Origin of the sequence: Chitinophaga skermanii, assembly GCF_003259335.1 — a bacterium.
GTDB classification, from domain to species: Bacteria; Bacteroidota; Bacteroidia; order Chitinophagales; family Chitinophagaceae; genus Chitinophaga; species Chitinophaga skermanii.
This window is the reverse complement of sequence record NZ_QLLL01000004.1, coordinates 516,837-538,521: the sequence shown is the minus strand read 5'-3', so window position 1 is coordinate 538,521 and position 21,685 is coordinate 516,837. Positions and strand designations below refer to the sequence as shown.

The 21,685-nt window shown below is 41.5% G+C and carries 24 protein-coding genes; 13 read left to right on the top strand and 11 right to left on the bottom strand.

Annotated elements, in window-relative coordinates; translation table 11 throughout:
• Positions 1 to 195 precede the first annotated feature (195 nt).
• From LX64_RS12890 to LX64_RS12850, 10 genes are all read left to right on the top strand, one after another.
• Positions 196 to 2,364 (top strand): hypothetical protein, encoded by a 2,169-nt coding sequence (locus LX64_RS12890; protein ID WP_111598058.1) that lies wholly within the window; start codon positions 196 to 198, stop codon positions 2,362 to 2,364.
• 37 nt (positions 2,365 to 2,401) lie between these two features.
• On the top strand, positions 2,402 to 3,937 hold the full coding sequence (locus LX64_RS12885; RefSeq protein ID WP_111598057.1) for a hypothetical protein: 1,536 nt from the start codon (positions 2,402 to 2,404) through the stop codon (positions 3,935 to 3,937).
• A gap of 267 nt (positions 3,938 to 4,204) precedes the next feature.
• Entirely contained in the window at positions 4,205 to 5,479 is a 1,275-nt protein-coding gene (locus tag LX64_RS12880; protein ID WP_111598056.1) for a cation:proton antiporter, read from the top strand.
• A gap of 26 nt (positions 5,480 to 5,505) precedes the next feature.
• Positions 5,506 to 6,078 (top strand): Crp/Fnr family transcriptional regulator, encoded by a 573-nt coding sequence (locus LX64_RS12875; protein ID WP_111598055.1) that lies wholly within the window; start codon positions 5,506 to 5,508, stop codon positions 6,076 to 6,078.
• 76 nt (positions 6,079 to 6,154) lie between these two features.
• Positions 6,155 to 7,225, top strand: a complete 1,071-nt coding sequence (locus tag LX64_RS12870; RefSeq protein WP_111598054.1) for an SDR family oxidoreductase — start codon at positions 6,155 to 6,157, stop codon at positions 7,223 to 7,225.
• A 132-nt stretch (positions 7,226 to 7,357) separates the two neighbouring features.
• Positions 7,358 to 7,849 (top strand): peptide-methionine (S)-S-oxide reductase MsrA, encoded by a 492-nt coding sequence (gene msrA, locus LX64_RS12865; protein ID WP_111598053.1) that lies wholly within the window; start codon positions 7,358 to 7,360, stop codon positions 7,847 to 7,849.
• 164 nt (positions 7,850 to 8,013) lie between these two features.
• On the top strand, positions 8,014 to 8,559 hold the full coding sequence (locus LX64_RS12860; RefSeq protein ID WP_111598052.1) for a DUF2975 domain-containing protein: 546 nt from the start codon (positions 8,014 to 8,016) through the stop codon (positions 8,557 to 8,559).
• Between the two features lie 3 nt (positions 8,560 to 8,562).
• On the top strand, positions 8,563 to 8,790 hold the full coding sequence (locus tag LX64_RS12855; protein WP_111598051.1) for a helix-turn-helix domain-containing protein: 228 nt from the start codon (positions 8,563 to 8,565) through the stop codon (positions 8,788 to 8,790).
• Positions 8,791 to 8,811: 21 nt separating this feature from the next.
• Positions 8,812 to 8,937, top strand: coding sequence for a hypothetical protein (locus LX64_RS26355; RefSeq protein ID WP_262511792.1), 126 nt, complete (start codon positions 8,812 to 8,814; stop codon positions 8,935 to 8,937).
• 24 nt (positions 8,938 to 8,961) lie between these two features.
• Positions 8,962 to 9,840 (top strand): LysR family transcriptional regulator, encoded by an 879-nt coding sequence (locus tag LX64_RS12850; protein WP_111598050.1) that lies wholly within the window; start codon positions 8,962 to 8,964, stop codon positions 9,838 to 9,840.
• 3 nt (positions 9,841 to 9,843) lie between these two features.
• Here the strand turns inward: LX64_RS12850 and LX64_RS12845 are convergent, their stop codons facing one another.
• Together LX64_RS12845 and LX64_RS12840 are read right to left on the bottom strand one after the other, a co-directional pair.
• Positions 9,844 to 10,353: a GNAT family N-acetyltransferase gene (locus LX64_RS12845; protein ID WP_111598049.1), complete on the bottom strand. Its 510-nt coding sequence runs from the start codon at positions 10,351 to 10,353 to the stop codon at positions 9,844 to 9,846.
• A 2-nt stretch (positions 10,354 to 10,355) separates the two neighbouring features.
• Positions 10,356 to 11,561, bottom strand: coding sequence for an MFS transporter (locus tag LX64_RS12840; protein ID WP_111598048.1), 1,206 nt, complete (start codon positions 11,559 to 11,561; stop codon positions 10,356 to 10,358).
• Between the two features lie 117 nt (positions 11,562 to 11,678).
• Between LX64_RS12840 and LX64_RS12835 the strand changes: the two genes are divergently transcribed.
• A complete protein-coding gene (locus LX64_RS12835; RefSeq protein ID WP_211324804.1) occupies positions 11,679 to 12,080 on the top strand; it encodes an NUDIX hydrolase in 402 nt (133 codons plus the stop codon).
• Here LX64_RS12835 and LX64_RS12830 read toward each other — a convergent pair.
• Positions 12,066 to 12,593: a GNAT family N-acetyltransferase gene (locus LX64_RS12830; RefSeq protein WP_111598047.1), complete on the bottom strand. Its 528-nt coding sequence runs from the start codon at positions 12,591 to 12,593 to the stop codon at positions 12,066 to 12,068. The two genes, LX64_RS12835 and LX64_RS12830, sit on opposite strands and share 15 nt — an antisense overlap.
• A 171-nt stretch (positions 12,594 to 12,764) precedes the next feature.
• Here LX64_RS12830 and LX64_RS12825 point away from each other — a divergent pair, with 171 nt between their 5' ends.
• Positions 12,765 to 14,216 (top strand): hypothetical protein, encoded by a 1,452-nt coding sequence (locus tag LX64_RS12825; RefSeq protein ID WP_111598046.1) that lies wholly within the window; start codon positions 12,765 to 12,767, stop codon positions 14,214 to 14,216.
• 42 nt (positions 14,217 to 14,258) lie between these two features.
• Here LX64_RS12825 and LX64_RS12820 read toward each other — a convergent pair whose 3' ends face one another.
• From LX64_RS12820 to LX64_RS12810, 3 genes are all read right to left on the bottom strand, one after another.
• The gene (locus LX64_RS12820; RefSeq protein WP_111598045.1) at positions 14,259 to 15,002 is read right to left on the bottom strand and encodes a dienelactone hydrolase family protein; all 744 of its coding nucleotides are present in this window, start codon (positions 15,000 to 15,002) and stop codon (positions 14,259 to 14,261) included.
• Positions 15,003 to 15,040: 38 nt separating this feature from the next.
• Entirely contained in the window at positions 15,041 to 15,343 is a 303-nt protein-coding gene (locus LX64_RS12815) for a DUF3861 domain-containing protein (protein WP_111598044.1), read from the bottom strand.
• A 63-nt stretch (positions 15,344 to 15,406) separates the two neighbouring features.
• Positions 15,407 to 15,892, bottom strand: coding sequence for an Lrp/AsnC family transcriptional regulator (locus LX64_RS12810; RefSeq protein WP_211324803.1), 486 nt, complete (start codon positions 15,890 to 15,892; stop codon positions 15,407 to 15,409).
• Positions 15,893 to 16,008: 116 nt separating this feature from the next.
• Here LX64_RS12810 and LX64_RS12805 point away from each other — a divergent pair, with 116 nt between their 5' ends.
• The gene (locus tag LX64_RS12805; RefSeq protein WP_111598043.1) at positions 16,009 to 17,379 is read left to right on the top strand and encodes an MFS transporter; all 1,371 of its coding nucleotides are present in this window, start codon (positions 16,009 to 16,011) and stop codon (positions 17,377 to 17,379) included.
• A 412-nt stretch (positions 17,380 to 17,791) separates the two neighbouring features.
• On the opposite strand, the gene LX64_RS12795 is transcribed toward LX64_RS12805, so the two are convergent.
• From LX64_RS12795 to LX64_RS12775, 5 genes are all read right to left on the bottom strand, one after another.
• Positions 17,792 to 18,169 (bottom strand): hypothetical protein, encoded by a 378-nt coding sequence (locus LX64_RS12795; RefSeq protein WP_111598041.1) that lies wholly within the window; start codon positions 18,167 to 18,169, stop codon positions 17,792 to 17,794.
• A gap of 192 nt (positions 18,170 to 18,361) precedes the next feature.
• Complete coding sequence (locus LX64_RS12790) at positions 18,362 to 19,078, bottom strand: 3-keto-disaccharide hydrolase (RefSeq protein ID WP_111598040.1); 717 nt, start codon at positions 19,076 to 19,078, stop codon at positions 18,362 to 18,364.
• A 20-nt stretch (positions 19,079 to 19,098) separates the two neighbouring features.
• The gene (locus tag LX64_RS12785) at positions 19,099 to 19,494 is read right to left on the bottom strand and encodes a VOC family protein (RefSeq protein WP_111598039.1); all 396 of its coding nucleotides are present in this window, start codon (positions 19,492 to 19,494) and stop codon (positions 19,099 to 19,101) included.
• A gap of 15 nt (positions 19,495 to 19,509) precedes the next feature.
• On the bottom strand, positions 19,510 to 20,259 hold the full coding sequence (locus tag LX64_RS12780; RefSeq protein WP_111598038.1) for a DeoR/GlpR family DNA-binding transcription regulator: 750 nt from the start codon (positions 20,257 to 20,259) through the stop codon (positions 19,510 to 19,512).
• On the bottom strand, positions 20,256 to 21,467 hold the full coding sequence (locus tag LX64_RS12775) for an MFS transporter (RefSeq protein WP_111598037.1): 1,212 nt from the start codon (positions 21,465 to 21,467) through the stop codon (positions 20,256 to 20,258). Before LX64_RS12775 ends, LX64_RS12780 begins: the two co-directional genes overlap by 4 nt.
• Positions 21,468 to 21,685 lie beyond the last annotated feature (218 nt).

The window sequence follows — 21,685 nt, the reverse complement described above, 5'->3', positions numbered from 1 at the left end:
CTAAAGTTTTATATTTGATGCTACTGTACAATTTAACAGCGTTTGTTCACCAACCCATCTCGATGCCCTAATACCTATCGAGAGGATTCAATTTAGATAAGTACTCGCCCAAAGATCTTTGTCTCCCGTTGGAGACGGGGAAGCTAATGGTTATTTGTTTCCCTTGAACCCTCAATATCTTAATTAACACCTATCATGAGTTTGTTTGACTATCCACGAATTAACTTCCAGGGCACTGCCTTTATTAATGTTGGTACTGGGAATAATGATGATTATTCAGGTTCTCAACTAATTGATTTTCCATCAACCCCTCTCCTTCGTTTATCTGACACTAATACAGTAGAGGTAGATGAAAGTATTTCACCGGTTAAAAACACCTATGATGCATTTTACAACTGGGCAATTACCCCCCAGCCTGTACAAGATGCACCGTCACAACAAAGCATGGCAGGAAAGTCAAGCGATTATAACAATGTTCCTAACTTCAAAGCAGCAGCCAATACCGATACGCCAGTAAGATTAGCAGTACCGGGCGAATGGAATTATTGGGGAAATATGACGATGACATTCAGCGATGTGAAGGTAACGGGTGTAGTAACTGGCTTCAATAAATCGACGGGTAAAGTAACGTATGACACACAAAGTGAATTGCTCAACAAAATAGTAACTTTTACCAAAGGTAAACCTGGTGCTGTTTCAAGCGCTTTATTATGTGATTCTGATCCAGAAGGAGTGCCTGCTACGCAAATTTTCTCGGATTACTTTGCTTTATATGACATGGGAGATGATGATTACGCAGCTAAAGTTTATATAGAAGGCGCTCCAACGAAAGCTTCAACACGTAATATTAATTTCGGACGCAATCTTGAGCTTATCAATTTAAAGCAGCAATCGGCAGTGGCTTCTGCTATTTTCCAACATTCGGTAAATGTTGGTGATTGGAATGCACCCTCTAACCAAAATATCCTAAGAGCATTGAGAGTAGATGCAAAGTATATGACCGACAACAATGTGCAAGGATTTACGATACGATATTCAATGTACAGGTGCATTCCTACACAAGTAGATAGCCTCGATTACCAGGGTAATGATTTTGCGGCTAAGTTAAACGACATGTACATGAATCCCGATAAGTATGTAAATGGTAATCAAAACTGGGGTGTTGCTATTATTACGGGTACTATTGGCTTATGGAAAAAAGGTGAGTTAGCTTCGCAAACGATGGGGCGTTTTATGTCAGTGGATTTTGATGCAAATGGCAAACCATATAAACTGAATACATCCAATTCAGCTGTTAAAATGAATCCTAAGAATCAGCCCCCATTAGGTCCTATTACTTTCCAGTTAGACAAAGTAAAGAAAGTGATGTCGATGGATGTCAGTAATATGATCCCACAAAACTTTATCGCTTCCAAAAAGAAATCGGATGTACTGGGTTCGGTTACGAATCTAAATGATCTAAAACTTCAAATCAGCTACCAAAATCCTAATGGTAGATTTATATTTCTCCAATACTTGGATGACTCTATCGTAAGTGATGCATTATTCCGTATAAATGGTGGTATAATCGACTTTGATTACTCTAACATACCATATGCTGTAGTGTCTGAAGTTGAAGCAGGAAATGTGATGGTCGTTCAATCGCCCGGTAACAACGGAGATATAACGAGTATTTTATTACGAGAACGTCCTTACATGATAGGTTCCGACCAATCCATTGCTTATGCCGAACAAAACCAAACGAACAAAACATATAGGAGTAACCAGGCAAACCCGGAACAATGTATTGTGCGCGTTTATAAAAATGGCGCCCCGCTCCCACAAGGACAGAAACTAAAGGGAATATTATACGCACAATTCCCCAGCACCCCTAATCAGAATTACGACATACACAATCAAATTTCGAAGGGCACATTTGACTTAGGTGATGGTGATCCTGTTACCTATAACGTAGCCAATGCAGGTTCTCAAATCTTTATCATTGATCCAAGTATCACAGACCCAACAAAAGGGCCTCAATGTTATAGCGACATCGATGTTACGAACGCATTCTTACTAAATCTCCGCGTTTTACCACAAGACACCGAGATGTTAAGTGTACTAAATTCTCCTAATCCTATCACTTGGGATTATCTATACAAGAATGTATTACAGAATTACCATTTCTTATACCCAGCCATGGCCGTGCATTTGCCATTTACAGAAGAAGCGTGGAGTGTACCGGCAGCAGCCAGCTATGTAAGAGACCGTGTAAGTGATGCCTATTGGCCCACTTCCACTTACATGCCACGTACAAGAGATTTATCCGTTGTACGACGTGGTTTGATTACGAAATGGTGTAATCAAATTATTGGTAATAAGTAAGATACATTCACACATTTACATTAAATCTAGCACTAAAATGAAACATATCATATGTTTAGGTTTTTGTTTGTTGCTATTAGCGACGAACAAGATCGTAGCACAAAAGAAAAATAATGTGCCTTTATACGGTGTGGTATTACAGCCACTCAGCAATGCACCGGCATTCCGTTTACAATCCTTTTGTATGGGAAAATATGTAGATGCCGCCGGCTCTAATTACTTGTTTGTAGGGGGAAGAACAACAGGATTCCATGGAACCGATCCTACCAGTCCAGGGTTTCAATTTCCAAGAAAATATAACAACACAAACCTCATCGTGCTAACATTCAATAACGGCACTGTTACAAGAACCTCGGCCGCCCTTCCTGCTTCACTTAGCAAGGATATGATTGATCAATTGAGCAGCACAAATATGCAGTTTATCCAAAATGGCGACAACCTTTATATCGTTGGCGGTTATGGGAAAAATTCCGATAGTAATTTTGTGACTTATAACAAAATGATCAAAATACAAGTAAGTAGTGTAGTTAAGGCTGTTAAAAGCGGCAGTACTATATCACCTAATTATTTTACAGATGTAAGCACTACAGTAGATGCCAAATCCCAGGTTGCTTTGCAATTAACAGGTGGCGATCTCATCCAAACAGGCCAGTACTATAATTTTGTTGGAGGCCAAAATTTCACAGGCGATTATACAATGAACTCACAAGGCGTTTATGCCAATGCTGCCTACAAAGTTAAATTCAATGGTACTAACTGGACATTTAACTCGATTGCATCTGATGGAGGCATTGGGAATGATTTCGGGCAATTTCATCGACGAGATTTAACGGTGGCACCTTATGCCTATAATGCTAACATATTTGCAGTTATGCTTGGCGGTGTGTTTACGCCCGATGACAATACAGCTTATCCTAATCCCATTATTCTTTCCCCGCTATCATCGGCCCCATATGTTATTGTAAATAACTTCAAACAAAAAACAAACTTATACGATTGTGCCCGCTTTACTGTATATAACAAAGCGGTAAACGGCAATGCTATTACCTTGTTAGGAGGCATTGGGTACTTTGCATATAAAAATTACATAGCTGGCGATTCATTAAGTCCTGATATTGGTTTGCCATTTGTAAGAAACATTACCAATATTATGGTAAACGACTACAATACCGGCGGCACTAGTTTTAATTTTTACACACAATACTTCTACGAGTATGTGACCAAACCAGAATTTTCACTCCCAACATTTTTAGGTTCCGAAGCGAAGTTTATTCCAATCGATAAATACCTTTATCAAACTAGTACACAGCAAAATGACGAGGTGTTAGATTATGATTTAATTTTTGCCAATGGAGCTACTTCAGTTACCGTTGGTTATATGGTAGGAGGTATACAATCTGACAAAGCGCATTCCGACATTATGAACCCAACTTACTTGAATGGCACTATTTATGAAGTAATTCTTAAGAAGAACGATCCTGATGGTATGTTTAATTTAATTACCGTACCAGATCAATTACGGTCGGCATTGAAAAATGACATTACACCTGTAAAAACCCAATTCAATCGATAACCCAATCATCATCGTGCATTTTTATATTCCACTTGCCCCGTGCTGCTTGCAGTACGGGGTTTTTCATTTAACCGGTTACCGTAACATGATAAAAATTTGCTTTCTACCTTCACACAAGCCCATTCAATATAGGATTCGGGGTAGATTTTTACTATTGAATAGAAAAAAAGTGTATGACGGGCGATTATTTTTTGTAATTTATTGAGCAACCAGTACAATATCCACTTTACATATTCGTCTTTATCGATAACGCAGCACTATTATTCTATGGAAAACTATACGGTTATTCTTGTATTGTTAGGCATCATGATTGTCATTAGTACGATAGCCGAGAACTTGAAGTTCTCGATGCCTATTGTGCTCATCTTTGCCGGTATTGGCTTAGGCTTTATCCCGGGCATGCCTACGGTACAAATCAACTCCGAGATCATCTTCCTTCTTTTCTTACCACCTCTATTATACGATGCCTCATTTAAAATACCCCTCAACGATTTCAAAGCGAACTTAAGTACTATCTCCAGTTTAGCGATTACACTTGTATTTTTAACAACCGCTGGTTTAGCCGCGATTTCTTACTACTTAATACCCGGCATGACATGGCCATTAGCCTTTGTACTTGGGGCCATATTAGCCCCAACCGATGCAGTTGCGGCTTTAAGTATTACCAAAGGTTTGAAGCTATCATCACTCAGCACCACGATCTTGGAAGGCGAAAGTTTGATCAACGATGCATCGGCGTTGGTGGCCTTCCGGTTTGCTATTGCGGCGGTAACGGGGTCTGTATTCATTTGGTATAATGCCTTGTTAACGTTTGTGATATTATTAGCAGGTGGCTTCTTAGTAGGGTTCCTAATTGCTAAATCGCTGGGGGTATTGTTACGGATGTTTAGGAATAATACCGTTACAATTTTAAGCTTATTGTTATTAGCGCCGTTTGTGACTTACTTAGTGGCTGAAAAGTTTCATACGAGCGGTGTAATTGCCGTGGTAACATTAGGCTTTAGCATGTCGCGGTTAAGTCAATTCAAATTTCCCGACCATGTGAAACATCAATCGGAAACGATTTGGGATATGGTAACTTTTATGTTGAATGGTTTGATCTTTATTTTGATTGGATTGGAATTCCCTATTATCGTAGAAGAGCTATCGGGTACCCAATTACTTACATACGCAGGCATTGCCCTATTACTTACTTTTACGGCCTTGGTGATTCGTACATGGAACGTGTATGTTAACAGGCGAAGGTTATTACGCGCGTACCATCATCCTAAATTAAAGGGAACGTCCCGTGAAATACCGCAAAGTGTTTTGATTAGCCTGCAAGACAGTATGGTTATCAGCTGGTCGGGCATGCGAGGTATAATTTCGTTAGCCATTGCCATGGGGTTACCATACGTGGTTGGTGAAAACGGGGTACCGATGAAGAATGTGATTATTTACATTACTACGGTAGTAGTGCTAATTACGGTAGTAGGACAAGGTTTATTATTACCGCGGATTGTGAAACGTGGGGAAGCGCGTTTCGCGGGAAGTGACTTGTAATTGAAATACTCCCTACCTTCGCTTACATGTTCGATCTTCTCTTTCAACATATTCAAGAAAAAGTATCGCTCTCCCCTGCCGAGATCGATACACTGGGTACTTACTTCACCATAAAGCAACTAAAGAAACGCCAGTACTTGTTACAGGAAGGCGATGTTTGCAAGCAATTGGCATTCGTGATACATGGTGCGGTAAAGTCGTATACAATTGATGACAAGGGGCATGAACATATTAGTTTGATTGGTTGGGAAGGATGGTGGATTTCCGATTTTCGGAGCTATATCTACGGCGAGCCGGCTATTTTAAACATCGATGCTATCGAGGATACAACCTTGGCTTTACTGTCGAAACAGAACTATGAAAAGATGTTTGTAGAAGTGCCCATGATGGAAAAGTATTTCCGGGTACTCTACCAAAACAGCTTGGTAACAAAAGATCGGCGCTTGATTAGCTCTAATACTTATACGGCAGAAGAGAAATTTAAAGCAATGATTGACACATACCCGCAAATTGTACATCGCATTCCCCAACAGCTAATTGCCTCTTACCTTGGTATTACACCCGAAACACTTAGTCGCATCAAAAAACGCTTGATATAGATCAAGTGAAACGCTTGCTGTAGATCAATGGTAGGCCGTAGTACGACTTGTAATTTTGCTTTTCAAATTGGATAATATGAAAAACAACATTGCATTAGTGGTAGGCGCTACAGGCATCACAGGAAGCAGTCTTGCCAAAGAATTAATCGCCGCAGGCTACACTACCTACGGGCTCGCCAGGAACCCGCATACCCATATAGAGGGCCTTCACCCCATAGCCGCCAACCTACTCGACGAAAACGCCTTACAAACAGCATTTGAGCATATTCACCCTACCCATGTATTCTTTACTACTTGGATGCGCCAGGATTCAGAAGCGGAAAACATCCGGGTAAATAGTGCCTTGGTGAGGAACTTATTGCAAGTACTATCGCCCAAGAAATCGGTACAGCATGTAGCCCTAGTTACCGGCTTAAAACACTACCTCGGTCCTTTTGATGCGTATGCGAAAGATGGGTTCTTACCCTTAACACCTGTGCGTGAGGAGCATCCGCGCCTTAACCTAGATAACTTCTATTACGCGCAAGAAGATGAAATTTATGCAGCGGCCCAACGTGATGGCTTTACTTGGAGTATCCATCGCCCGCACACCGTTATTGGTTACGCGGTAGGCAACCTGATGAATATGGGCGTTACACTGGCGGTATATGCCAGCATTTGTAAAGCCACGGGCGAGCCATTTGTATGGCCAGGTTCTGCAGCACAATGGAATGGTGTGTCGGATGTAACCGATGCCGGTATGCTGGCCAAGCAAATTGTATGGGCGGCCGAAACACCGGCGGCACATAACCAAGCATTCAACGTAGCCAATGGCGATGTATTTCGTTGGAATTGGTTGTGGCTGCAAATTGCCGATTACTTTGGTATTGAAGCAAAAGGATTTGAAGGCGGTAAACAACCCTTAGAACAAACCTTGGAAGGCACTGAAGATATTTGGCAAAACATTGCAACGCTGAATAACTTGGACGAGCCCAACTTACATAAATTGGTTTCTCCATGGCATACCGATCTCGACCTTGGTCGACCAATCGAGGTAATGACGGATATGAGCAAAAGCCGGGCGTTAGGCTTTACTGCCTACCAAAGTACAAAAGCATCGTTTATTGAATTGTTTGAAGAATTGAAGGCACAACGCATTATTCCTTAATGACCGGTTCCCGGTATGCTTGCATACCGGGATTTGCTTTCCCAAACCCGCCCATCTATCCTACATTCCCGCCTAAGCCATTTCTATGTGCTCACAATCTAGTAACTTCATACTGCAAAAAATCACAGATATATGAGTACTGAAAAAGCCATTCTTGCAGGTGGTTGCTTTTGGGGCGTGGAGGAATTGATTAGGCACATGCCCGGTGTTATTTCTACTGTAGTGGGCTACACTGGTGGCGATGTACCTAATGCAACTTACCGTAACCATGGTACGCATGCAGAAGGAATAGCGATTACTTTCGATCCAAATACAATATCGTACCGCACTTTATTGGAATTCTTCTTCCAAATTCATAACCCAACTACGCGTAACCGCCAAGGAAACGATATAGGCACCTCCTACCGCTCTGCCGTCTACTATCTTACCGACGAGCAACGCGATACAGCCAACCAGCTAATCGCCGAAATGGAAGCCTCTGGTAAATGGCCCGGTAAAATCGTAACAGAAGTGGTACCCGCAGGCGATTTCTGGGATGCAGAAGAAGAACACCAAGATTATTTACAAAAACACCCGAACGGCTATACTTGTCATTATATCCGCCCGGAATGGACATTGAAATAAGGCCTTGCCTTACAAATAATGAGCAGCAGTTTCGATGATGTCGAAACTGCTTTTTTTTGTTCATTGAAAACCAATCATTTAAAATATTTATCGAAAAAAAGTTATTATTTATCGTTTTTCGATAAATATTTATCGTAGCTTTGTTACAACAAATACAAAATAGCATGAAAACTTCTTCTATTTCCCCTACTCGAACACAACAATTATTGAAGGTGATGTACGTATGTGCATGGATCATTTTCGTTGGCCTATCGATTGAAGCCGGCTCGGTGGTTGTTTCTGGTGTAGTGGGTTATTATAAGCCCGAAATGGTCGGAAAAATGTACAAACCGGTAGATTTAACTGCTTTAAAGGGATTCAGTGATTGGTATTATATCGGTATGATCTCGTTATTGATTGGGTACAGTATTTTCAAAGCACATATTGCTTATATGATGATCAAGGTATTGGAAAGTGTAAAGTTGGAAAGTCCTTTTACAAAGAAGATTGTAAAGTTGTTAGAAGGTATTAGTTATACATTTTTAACGATTGCTATTATTGTAGCTGTGTATAATGGTACAGGGGAATGGATGTTTAAACATGCGGGTATAAACGATAAACCACAGTTACCTACCGAACAGTTCTTGGTATTGGCAGGATTAGTGTTTATCTTATCCCAAATTTTTAAACGCGGCGTGGAAATTCAAGCTGAAAACGACTTAACGGTATAAAGTATGGCAATTATTGTAAACCTAGATGTGATGATGGCCAAACGGAAGGTATCTTTGAATGAACTTTCGGAGAAAGTAGGTTTAACATTGGCCAATCTCTCTGTTTTGAAAACCGGTAAAGCGAAAGCTATTCGCTTCTCTACGCTCGATGCTATTTGCAGGGCACTCGATTGTCAGCCAGGTGATCTACTGGAATTTACCAGTGATCCTATGGAGGACGATGATGAATAATTCACGATTAAATTTGTTGTTATGATATTCACCTATATTTTGCTGCTGGCTATTTCCTGGCAAGTGTATACAGTACTAGACGAGATGGGGATTTCGCTGTGGAGTATGTTCTTATTTTTTATTGGCTTATACGCGGTATTGGGTTGAGGCTGCATTTGAAAACTTCGCTGTATGGAATTACGACAATTAAAATATTTCTTGAAAGCACAAGCACTCCTCAATTTTACAGAAGCTGCCCAAAGTTTGCAGATTAGTCAAAGTACCCTCTCGCAACAAATTAAGCAACTGGAAATTGAACTAGATACCCCGCTCTTCAATCGTTCCGGTAGAAACATTGTACTTACAGAAGCCGGTAAGTTGTTCAAAGAGTTTGCCCAACAATGTGTTGGACAGGCGGAAGCGGGCATGCTTATGATGGGAGATTTAAAGAATTTGCGCGCAGGGAAAATATCGATCGGGGTTTCTTTTGGGTTGAAGGATTATTTTATTCCTGCCTTACTTGCCTTTGCGCAGCAATATCCACAAGTAAGCGTGCATGTGATTTATGAGCCTTCTCACACCTTGCTGGAAAGATTAGCACAATTTGAATTAGATTTCATCCTAACTTTCCACGAAGACGTTATGGAGCCTATCTTCCACTATGAACACCTATTCTATACGCCTATGGTGTTGGCCACGGCTAGCCATTCTCCTATTGCAAAAAGGAAGCATATAAGTCTTGAAGAAATTGCCACTTTGCCTATAGCGATTGCTACCATGGGGTACCACGCTGGGCATACAGTGAGCAAAGCATTCCAAGAGCGTCAATTACAACCGGCTATTTCTATCGAAGTAAATGATGTACCTACCGTACTCGATATTGTTAGAACAGGTAATTGGCATAGTATTATGGTGAAAACTTGTGTGCACGGCCCCGGAGTTGCAGCTATTCCTATCAATAATGGCAACCTGCTTCGCAATACACAAATCATTTCTTTAGAAGCAGCCTACGAAACCAAGGCAGCGGCAACCTTTAAGCAAATCATTAAAAACTTGCCGCTACTGGAATAAAATTTAGGCCGACAGCAATTTTTCGTACGCCCTTCTTGGTGCACCCCTGAAATACACTTCGCCGCAATAGGTATACCCCAATTTCTCGAATATGCGTAGCATGCCTTTATTATCGAAGTTTGTATCTGCTTTTACACTATAAATCCCCTGCTGCAAAGCATATTCTTCTATCGCCACCAACATTTGTATAGCCAAGCCTTTCCCTAAATGATGTTCGTCGATGGCAACACGGTGGTACACCACGAAATCCCCTTCACTTAACCACTTACCCTCGATGCCGGCATACGCGGGTTCATCGTTGATCAGTATGGCTACGTACCCTACAATGGTGCCGTTTTCTAGGTAAACAAAACCATGTCCTTGTGTTATGTCGTTTCGAACCACCTCCGGGTTCGGATAGCCATCTTGCCATTGTTGACTTCCTTCGTTCTTTCTGCGGAGGATGGCTTGTTGTAAGATGGTCCAAATTTGATCTATCTCGTCGATGGTTGCTTGTCTGAATGCGTATATCATAATTAACTTACTTTACTAGGTGTTTTTACTGGTGCGAGTTGCATCGTCTGCTTGATAAAAAAGGTGATGAGAATATTTACCAACCCCAAGCCTGCCAGTATGCTTAAAAATATGTGTACACCGAATTGCTGCATTAAGAACCCGCCGATGAAGGGAGCACATGCTTGCAAAATTAACGGCATCCGCGCCAGTTTCCCAATGATGAGGGCGTAATGAGATTTCCCAAAGATCGCCAATGGCAAAGTTCCTCTTAATACCGATCGCATACCATTGCCTACACCAAATAAAATTACGCCTAACAAGGTTATTCCCGGTGTAAAAAAAATCAATATCACCCCCAACAACATCGAGCACGATGAGATGATAGCAATTTCTATGGCACTCATCTTGGGCAGGAATAACTCAAACATCCGTGCAGCCGATTGACTAGGTCCCAAGAATGCTACAATAAATAAGACCTGCTGCATGTCAATTTTCTTGGTGGAAACAATATCAATCAAGTGCACAATAATGGCTGTTGTCATTAAAGCGCCGATGGTAAACGACGTAAGTAATAAATAATATATTTTCGATTGGAAGAGGTCTGTGGGTACAACTTCGCGGGTTGTTGCATTGTTGGAAGAAGTATGATGTTGATACCTGAACACCCATTTATGCGCTGGGTAAATACTTATAGCCAATATGCCTGCAAAGATAAAGCAAGTATTTCGCCATCCAAAGTGCACCAACAACTGGTTACTCATCCACCATGCAATAGAAGGTGTTAAACTAGCTATTAGCGTAACCAATACAATCGATCGACGTGCTTTGTCGCCGTACTGTTTACCCAAGGTGGCAAATAATGCATCGTACAAACCCATACCCATGCCTACCCCAATAATTGCCCATCCTAATAGAAACATCACAAAGTTCATAGAAAGCCCTACAATCACTAAACCCAAAGCCATCACCACACCGGCATACAACAATGCAAAATTATGCGTAGTGGTATTAATCATTCGACCAATCCGCGGTAATAATAACCCGGAAATCAAGAGTGCTACAGATAAACAACCAAATACCATTTGATACGAATACCCCGTTTCTGCCATTACTTTCCCGGAAATAACGGATAATAAAAAGTAAGAACCTCCCCATAACAATACTTGTGCTAATCCTAGTACTATAATTTGAACGGTGTTGGCGCTATGTTGTTGTTCGATTTTCATGACGATGTACAAAATTCAGCAGGATGACGCAATTGTCAAAACGGTATTTTTCTATCGATTCAATCGGTTTTATCGATGGATGAATGTTATACCTTTGACAAAAGTTAAACTGGCAGTATGTTAAAGATGATTGATAAGGTAGCCTGGATACATGTTCAAGACAAGAAGATATTAAGCACCTTGTCGCGCGGTAAACAAACCTATTATTTACCTGGTGGCAAAAGAGAACCGGGCGAACCCGATGAAGCCTGCCTTACTAGGGAAATAGAAGAAGAATTGAATGTGCAAATAACACCCGGCTCACTACAATACATGGGAACTTTTGAAGCACCGGCACATGGCCATGCAGAAAATGTACTGGTAAAAATGACTTGCTACAGCGCAGCTTATACCGGTACCCTTGCACCTAGTAGTGAAATTGAGTGTTACCGTTGGTTAACGCATGCAGACAAACACCTTTGTTCCGCCGTGGATCAAATTATATTCGATTACCTATTATCGATTTCATTGATCGAATAAGGTCTTCTTCATGAGGATATCGAGTTGTTCATCGTCGCCAATCTTGAAAACATGTTGCCCGAATGGAACAAAGCCATTCTTTGCATAAAACCCAATGGCGCGCTTATTCTCTTCCCAAACACCCAACCAAAGATAGCTGGCATGTAATGCTTTGGCGGTTGTAAGGGCTTGCTCGTACAGTAACTGCCCTACTTTCTTACCATGGTAGGCTGCTAGCACATATATCCGTTCAATTTCCATGGCATCGGTCGCCTGGGCTTCTGTTTGAGCAAGGCCGGTATTGAGTTTTAAATATCCAATAGGCGTATTTCCTTCGTAAGCGATAAAAAAATAGGAGGCCGGGTTATTTAACTCGCTGCTTAGCTTCTCTTCACTAAAACTAGTTGCTAAATAGGCTTCCATATCATGCTCATCATTATGTTGCGCAAAAGTTTCCGCAAAGGTTTGTCGACCTATGGTTTGAATAGTGGCGAGGTCATGTATATTGACTGGTTTAATCGTAATTGTTTGCATGGTTTTCTGATGGTATTAAAAGCAATGTAGCAGGTATAAATATGAACTTGCCACTACAAAAATACACCGCAAGGGTTAGATTATATAGTCCAGGTTTTATAAAAGACCTAGACCAGTTATATTTGATTTTTGCTATATTTTTAGCAACTTGTATAAAATTCCATTCAACCTATGCAAATACCTTACTTTGGAGAAGTACAGCTTACTCCCGACTTTCCCCGTCCTTTCTTCACCGATAAATTCAGCACAACCATACAGTTACATGGACGGGCTCTACAACTTGAAATGGTGCATCATAAAGATGTTACGGTTGAACATTGGCTGGAAACGGCCCACCATGTATTTAATCATGTAGAAGTTTGGATAACCAAAGCACAAGCATACTTACAGGCTGTGAGGGAAGAACCAGGCAATACGTTCAAAGCTTTCTTCGACGTATTAATTTCAAGGCACCCTAGTACTGCAGCTTATTTAAATCCTTTTTTAGATGGCACAGCAGCACAATTGCCCTTATACGAACGGTTGCTTCAGAATTTACATATACAGCGTATCATTTACCGTGCAAACCGTATAGATAAGGTTGAATGTTACTTTGCCTTCAACAATAGTGAGGCGACCGATTACGTACTGTTAGAAATGGAACTGAATGGATTAGTCGTGAATACATCCTACAAGTTCGCAACACATCTAGCACAAAGGGAATCCAAAGACGTTATTAGCCCGGCGAAATACGCATTGCGAGAAAGTATTACGCACCCAGAGATAACCGCATTACGAAAGTTGGTACAAGCACTACCCCATCCTTTCACGTTTATATTCGATATGAAAGGCTTAACGAAGGAATGGAAGTTTGACTTCGACTTTGTATTCCTGCGGGATGATCATTATAGGAATGATTTTAAACCACTACGCGGCAATATATCTACGCCTACCCAGTTCAGCAATATGGCTCATCATTGTTTCGATGTTTTCTATAACCAAATCGAAGCGGATGTATTTGCCTGGGCGCCCGATTCAGTAGATAGCGAAGCAGTGTTGTATTACGACACAAATCCAAGCAGGCAAGGTTTCTATGCATATGTTGTATGGGAAGAAGAACCCATAGCTATCGGGCAAAACTTGTCGGATATATTCTTCCTACCCAAAACAATTTCTCCCGGAACGCCATCAAACATTCACCTTGTGAAAAGTCGCGAAATCAAAACATGGGAACAAGTATTGCATAGGAAAAAATTCGAATGGATGGACTTTAAATGGGGTTATTATACAGACTTCGCTTTCTACAAAAACTTCATCGACGAAACCATTATTCCCCTTACAAATAAGAAATTACAATATACCGAACTTTCTTACCAAGATATAGACGACGAGCGGTTAGCATTACATTGGCAAACGAAGGAGAAAACTTATACCGTTCAATTAGACAAAAGAGAAAAGTACTTCTTACAAGCCCATTCTTTTTATACGATGGTTAACGAAGTACTACAAGATAGTAACACGGCTATGGAATTTGTTTTTTTCCGGGGAGAAGATTTTGGTACACAATACATTTTGGCCTGCGTAGACACTAAAACAGCTGATACGCTCAAATACCTTCCTAGTATAGAACTGTTCAAAGATTAACATAAAAAAAGCCCATCTCGCAAGATGGGCTTTGCTAATACATTACTTCAAAATCTCTTTCAAAAATAACAAGGTATGTTGCCATGCCCTGTCGGCCATTACTTTATTATAATCTGGCGATGCAGGATCGGTAAACGTATGTTTTGAATACGCGTAAGTGATCACTTGCCAATCTGCTTTGCCTTCATTCATTTCCTTCTCAAGGCTCTTCATGATTTGTGGCGTTACGCTGCCATCTTCCGCACCATTCTCTACTAATATCTTCAATGGCAAAGGACCATTTGCACGGGCACTATCTTTAGCCAAACCACCATGAATAGCTACAACACCTTTCAAGGGGAAATTCGCGCGGGCAGCTTCCAATGCACCTGTTCCTCCGAAGCAGTAGCCAATAACGGCTATGTTGTTAGGATCGGCACCAGCTGCTTTCAACTGTGCCAAGGCAACCTCGATACGTTTTTGATAAGCAGCATAATCTTTCCTATAAGAACCGGCGGCTTTTGCAGCGGCATTATTATCAGCAGGAATATTGCCTTCGCCGTAAATATCGGCTACAAAAGCAATGTACCCTTGCTTCGCTAAGGCGATGGCAGCGTCTTTGGATTCTTGGTCGATTCCTTTCCAAGCGGGTAATACCAGCACCCCGGGCAGTTTTTTTCCTGCATTAGAGGTGACTAACCCGTTCAGCTTTTGCGCGGCATCGTTATAGGCTACCGGTTTCAAGCTTTGTGCACCGGCCGCTATGCTGGCACCGATGAAGGCTGTTACGAGGAATATTTTTTTCATTGTTGAATAGTGTTTTCTATGATAAGTGCTAAAAATGATTATTTCGAGGCGGCGGCTTTTAACTTTTTCATGAATTCGCCAAAGGCCGGGCGGAGATCTTCGAATAACGGGTTATCGCGGTGCTTGAGCATTACTTCAGAGAATAGTTTCAAGCCGATGGCAAACTCGGTCGACTGCTTAGGATCACCGAATAAATTCGCGGCTTGCTGCCGTTCGATAATGGAAAAAATATCATCATGATTATCGAAGGCCACTTCTACCGGTGGTAACGACATTGCTTCTCCCTTGTTATTCTGAACATACTCCAATGTTAACTTGTACTGGTGCGCTTTCTTTTCCATGTTCTTCCATTTTTGTGTGAATGAAGGTACTGCTTAATCGAAGTGCCCAAATGTTAAATTGTGTTATAATAATTGGTGGGTATGCTTAATTACATCCATCACGAATATACTTTTTGTATGGCCAATATTTGGTACTTCGCTGAGTTCATTCACAAAAAAATGATGGTAGGTTTCCATCGAATCCGTTATAATCTTCAGCATAAAATCGAAATCACCGGCAATATTATAACATTCAATCACTTCTTTAAAGGAGGTAATTTTATCGATAAAAGCCTGTGCAGCGTGCTTATTGTGTTCTTTTATGGTAACATGGCAAATCACGATAATCCCCTTCCCCAATTTCCGCGGGTTTAACAAGGCGCCGTATTGGGTAATAACGCCTTCATTTTCTAGTCGCCTTATACGTTCTTGTGTAGGTGAAGGACTTAAATTCACCTTCGAGGCTACTTCCCTAATAGACAGCTTTCCATTTTCTTGTAACACCCGGAGAATTTGGAGATCCTTTTCATCCAAACTCACCTGTTGCGTATTCATTCGTCCTGTTTCCATATTGTTTTGGTGCTTTTAAAAGTACAAATGACTATTAAATTCTTCTAAAATTAATCATTTGTACCAAAATTTTCAAATTAGCCTTACAAACAATACAAGCCCCTAATTTTGCGTCCATGAAAACAGTGAACAAGCAACTTATTCTCATCATTGCCTCTATGGGTATATTCGTGGAAGCATTGGATATAGCCATTGTGAATTTGGCTTTGCCTGGGATTGAGAAGGATTTAGGACTAACGAGCGAAGCGAGTTACAAATTGCAAAGTGTGTACGTACTCGTGTATGGATGTTTTTTGATTTTAGGAGGAAAGTTGTCCGACTTCTTCGGGCGTAAGAAGATATTTATATGGGGTACAAGTATTTTCATGTTCACCTCTTTGGGCGCGGGTTTATCCCATACCTTCGAACTGCTTATATTATTCCGCAGCTTGCAAGGCCTCGGTGCCGCCTTGTTAATGCCAGCCGCTTTTTCCATAGTTAACTACTACTTCACCGAACCCCAAGAGCGCAGTAGAGCCATTGCCATTTTCAGTTCCTTTGCTGCGATAGGCTCTGGTAGCGGGCTATCCATTGGTGGTATTATAGCTAGTTATTGGGGATGGTCGTGGGTATTTTTGATAAATGTACCTGTGTTATTAGTCGTGATTGTGTTAGCAGTGGTTTTGTTAGAAAACGCTACTACGAAGAAGGCTGGCTTCCCGGATATTCCTTCTGCCCTTGCCCTTGTGGTAGCGATGTTGTGTTTAACGTGGGTTACAGAATTATTATCTACCCCCATTGAACATGCTCCTCAAATTGCCATTGCCCTGTTTACATTCGGCCTTTCAACTTACATATTGTATACCCGGTTAAGAAAACAAGCATCACCCCTACTCGATCTAAAAGTGCTTTCACTGGCTTCATTAAAAAAAGGGAATACATTATTCATATTACTTGGCGCCTTGTTTACGAGTTACTTGTTTATTATGAGTTTCTTAGTACAAAAGAACTTCCATTTATCGGCGGCCAATGCAGGATTTATAATGATGCCTTTTAACGTGATCTCTGTGTTGATTGCTCGTTTTGTGTTACCGGTTATCACGAAACGCATGTCGTCGAAACGGGTTGCATTTTACGGGGCGCTAGCTATGTTATTCGGCGCACTAAATTTAGTGGCAGCCATTCACTTGCATAGCTTGGTGTTTTTGTTATTAGGCGGTTCATTTATCGCCGGTGTGGGTATGACGCTCTGTTTCACAGGGTATTCCGTGTTATCGATGCAACAAGTGCCGGTAGAACATTTAGGAGTGGGTGGCAGTTTAACCTCTACTGCTTATTTTGTTGGCGGCGGTATTGGGTTACCATTGATTTCCATCTTTATGCAAAACGAGGATGGACTAAGTAATAGTATTCCACTAATTATGTTGGCCGGCATGGCAATACTCAGCATGATTGTATTATTGCGTAAACCGAAGTACAACATTCCTGTAGAACAATTACCAGCATAGCAACTATTTCGGCTTGTTCACCATCATGAGAAGCGCAATAGATACACATATTAGGCCGCAGAACAATAGGAAATAGGTGTAGTTGTCTTCTGTTACACAATACATGATGCCTATAGCACCAAGAATAGCTGAAACCATTCCCAGCATTCCTTTAGGACCTCCTTTAAATTGGTTCGAAGTACGTCTCCTGGCAGGTTGTTGTACCGTTTTAATCACTGTTTTGGTAACTGGTTGGGGCTCTCTAATAACTACGGTACTCCCACAGTGTTCACAGAGGGCCCAATCAAAACTTTTAGGATGCCTTTTCAAACTAGTACTGCCGCATTGAGCACATGATATTACAGGATATTCCATAGGGATATGAATAGTAAATATAGATGCATGAAGTTATTAAAATATTGTAGCTGTGGTTTTATGATTCAATCTTCTTCCGCTTTTTACGAATCTCAATTGCGCATAATATTCCTACCAACAACATAATAACATATATCAAAATAAAGGTAAAATTATTCGTTAACATGCAATAAAGCATACCCAAAATGCCTATCACCAAACCAAGCGTTCTAATAATTTCATAGCCTGTGTGATCTGTGAAAGTAGGTTTAGTAGCCGGCCTAGGGTTTGCAAGCGGCTTAGGAGGTGTTACTGTAGCTGCTTTCATTTTAACAGGTGCATCTTTAGTTACAATTGTAGAACCACAATGCTCACAAATAGCCCAATCAAAACTTTTAGGATGCCTTTGCAAGCTTGTACTGCCACATTGCGCACATGATATTACGGGATATTCCATTAGGCGGATTATTATAGGTTAAATTAGCGACCGTAAAATTACATATTCTTATGAATTAAATCTGTATAAAATCGAAGCAACGGATGCTTTTATTGAGAAGAAAAACACCGGCAAAAAATAACCCCTGGCAAGAATACCAGGGGACTGCGCTATAATCAAAAATTACACGTTTATAATAAACGAGAAAAGTGTTTATAAGGATTTGATCTTAATATTTTTGAAGGAAGCTTCTTTACTCCAATCTTGCAAAGCAATGCGTCCTTTCGTGGCTACTCCAAAAACAGGGTACTTTGCAAAGTGCGTATGCGCAACCGTATCGCGCCAAGCCTGTGAAGTAAAATCTTCTTTGGCCGTTAATTGGCCATTCAAATAGAACTCTACTTTACCATTTTGTTGCACAATGCGCGATTCGTTCCATTCTTCTGCCGGTTTAAGGGCCGTTTCAGTGGCTTGCCCGTAGAACGAATACAAACAACCGGAACGTTTCGTTGGGATGGAGAAATCGTGGTGCGTAGTTTCCAGTAATTGGTATTCAGGACCAGAAGCCCAAGCTGCCACAATATCCGGGCGTTCTACCACATTAATGAACACGCCGCTATTCCCTTCCTTGCTAATCTTCCAATCGAACCGCAGTTCGTAGTTTTCGAACGATTCATCGGTTACTAAGTCGGCTACTTCCGGCATTTTACCGGCTACACATACAAGAGCGCCGTTTTGTACCGTCCATGCAGAAGGTACTTGACCTTTGTTATATACGTGCCAACCATTCGTTGTTCTGCCATCGAATAATAGTTTCCAACCTTCGCGCTCCTCTTGCGACGATAAGCGGTTATCGCCACCGGGGCGGTCGCAAGCGGTGAAAGTTAATGCCAATAAAAGGGCGGCATGTTGCCATAATTTCATCTTCATAACGTGTTTATATTTAGGATCTAATTATTGGCCACTAATTCTACCACATTCCCTTCCGGGTCGAGAAAAACCGCTTCGTAATATCCATCGCCTGTTACCCGTGGTTCGCCAGTGATGGTGAAACCTTGTTGCCGGAAATTTTCAGTCATCTCGTTTACCTTTCGTCGATCGCCGACGGTGATGGCAAGGTGTGCCCAACCTTTGGCATAGCCGCGTTTACCGATAGTAGTTGGCGTATGGGGGTTGTGCATCAACTCTATTCTCCCCTTTCCATTTGCAAAAGATATAAAATAAGATGAAAATTGTTTCACTGGGTTTACATATTTTTCGCTGGCGGTTGCATTGAAATGTACCAGGTAGAAATCTTTCATCTTCTCTAAATCGTCGACCCAAATGGCTATATGATTGATATGCATATGCGCAAAAATTTATTATACTATTTGCACCCCGTTATCTCTAAAAGCCGCTAAATCGGGATGATTGCTATCTAAATCGGTAATCAGTGTGTCGATCTCTTCGAAGCGGCACACGCGGTAATTGTAACTGGCATGTAGGCGACTGTGGTTCGCTAATGAAATAGTTTGACGAGCGTTTTCAAACATCGTTCTTTTCACATTCCCATCGAAATCGCTATTCGCCGTAATACCAAAGCGCGGATCAACCCCGCAGGTACCCATTAAATAGAGATCCACTAAATACTTGCTCGCTTGGTTACATGCCACCATACCTGTATTAGTGGCAGATTCGCGGTTATACTCGCCTCCCAATACAATAATTTCGATGTTCTTATTTTTCTCGAGAAGGGGAATAAGTGGAACATTATTCGTGATAATACGCAACGACAGGTTCAAGGGAATGCTATTACCGATAGCTGTAATAGTAGTGCCTCCATCCATAAAAACCGTCATACCAGGCTTTAAAAAGGGAATGGCTTTTAAAGCAATAAGGTCTTTTTGTTCTGTTAGGAAAGTGCTTCTATCTTGGAACGTTAAAGGGTTCTTAGAAGGCAACATAGCTCCCCCACGAATCTTGCTGAGCAAACCGTTTCTATACAAATGATCGACATCACGGCGAATGGTATCTTCCGACACATCGAGTGATATGGCCAGTTGTTCGTAGGTGATTTGTTCGAACATTTTCAGTTTTTGCAAGATATAATCGAATCTTTCCTCTTTTATCATGACAAAGTAGGTTTAGTATTAGCATTGGCCGGTTTTGATTTGATGGCATACGCTATGGCGATGAGTAACATCAACCCTGCACAGCAACCAAAAGCAGCCGGTAATGAAAAATGGTGTGCAACAAACCCAAGTAAGGCGGGTCCTGCTAATTGACCGGCATACCCGATGGTTGTAATAGCCGGGATACTGGTGGTAGCAGGAATACCGGGTAATTGTCCTCCATCACTAAAAAACACGGGCACAATATTCGCCGCCCCGATACCCAGTAAGATATAGCCTATTAGTACTAATGATACCCAAGGACTCATAATAGCAATGAATAACCCTACTGCTGCAATGAGTGCTCCACCCACTACTACGATCTTGCTATTGAAACGCTCTACGAGACCATCGCCGAGTAAGCGCATAGTGGCCATCGCAACAGAGAAGGCGGCGTAACCGGCGCCACTAAATTCGGGTGTTACCCCTTTTGTATCGCGGAGGAAAACGGCACTCCAATCGAGCATAGCCCCTTCGGCAAGAAAAGCCGAGAAGCACATCAACCCGAGAAACAGCACGCTTCCTTTTAACCATAAGAACTTGCTTTTAGGGGTATTTTCGCTCGTAGTGTTCGAAAAGTGCTCCACAGCCTCTTTTTCTGTTTGCGGGCTAAATAGGTGCTTAAATTGGCTTACAGCGATAATGATTAACAGCACAGCAATGCCGATAGCTGCATGCACAGGATCAAGTCCTATCTTCACCAAAAAACCTAAACCCAAAGAGCCGAATAATCCACCCACACTAAACAGGCCATGTAGCGACGACATAATCGGTCGCCCATATAAATTCTGTACCTGCACCCCGTGTGCGTTCATGGCCACATCAATCGTACCCACACCGGCACCAAACACCAGCAAAGCCGCTCCCATGAGCACCACGTTCGTAATCACCAACAAAGCAGGCAACATCAAAGCAATCACGAAAGCCGACACGGTCATTATTACTCTACTTCCATACTTATTAATCAGCACCCCGCTAATCGGCATCATCACCAAAGCCCCGAACCCAAGAAACAGCAATAACATCCCTAAATGCCCTTCATGTAACCCTAATCGATCTTTCGCATAAGGCACCATCGGTGCCCAACTGGCAATTCCCAATCCACACACCAAAAAAATGAGCTGCGTAGCCCTTTTTGCTTTCGCTAATTGCTGTTCTTCTAGTTTCATAACTATACGTGATTGATAATGACCCTGCAAACCTATGCAACATTTTGCAAATTTGCAAATATTTGCATTCAAAACAATATCAAAACACCCAATATTGCATAATTTGCACAAAAATGCCCCTTTTAAAAATCTAACTAATTCATCTTTAACGCTTTAATACATGCCCAAAAGGGCAAAAGATAGGCTTAGGATAGGCTCGAGATAGGCTTTAGATAGGG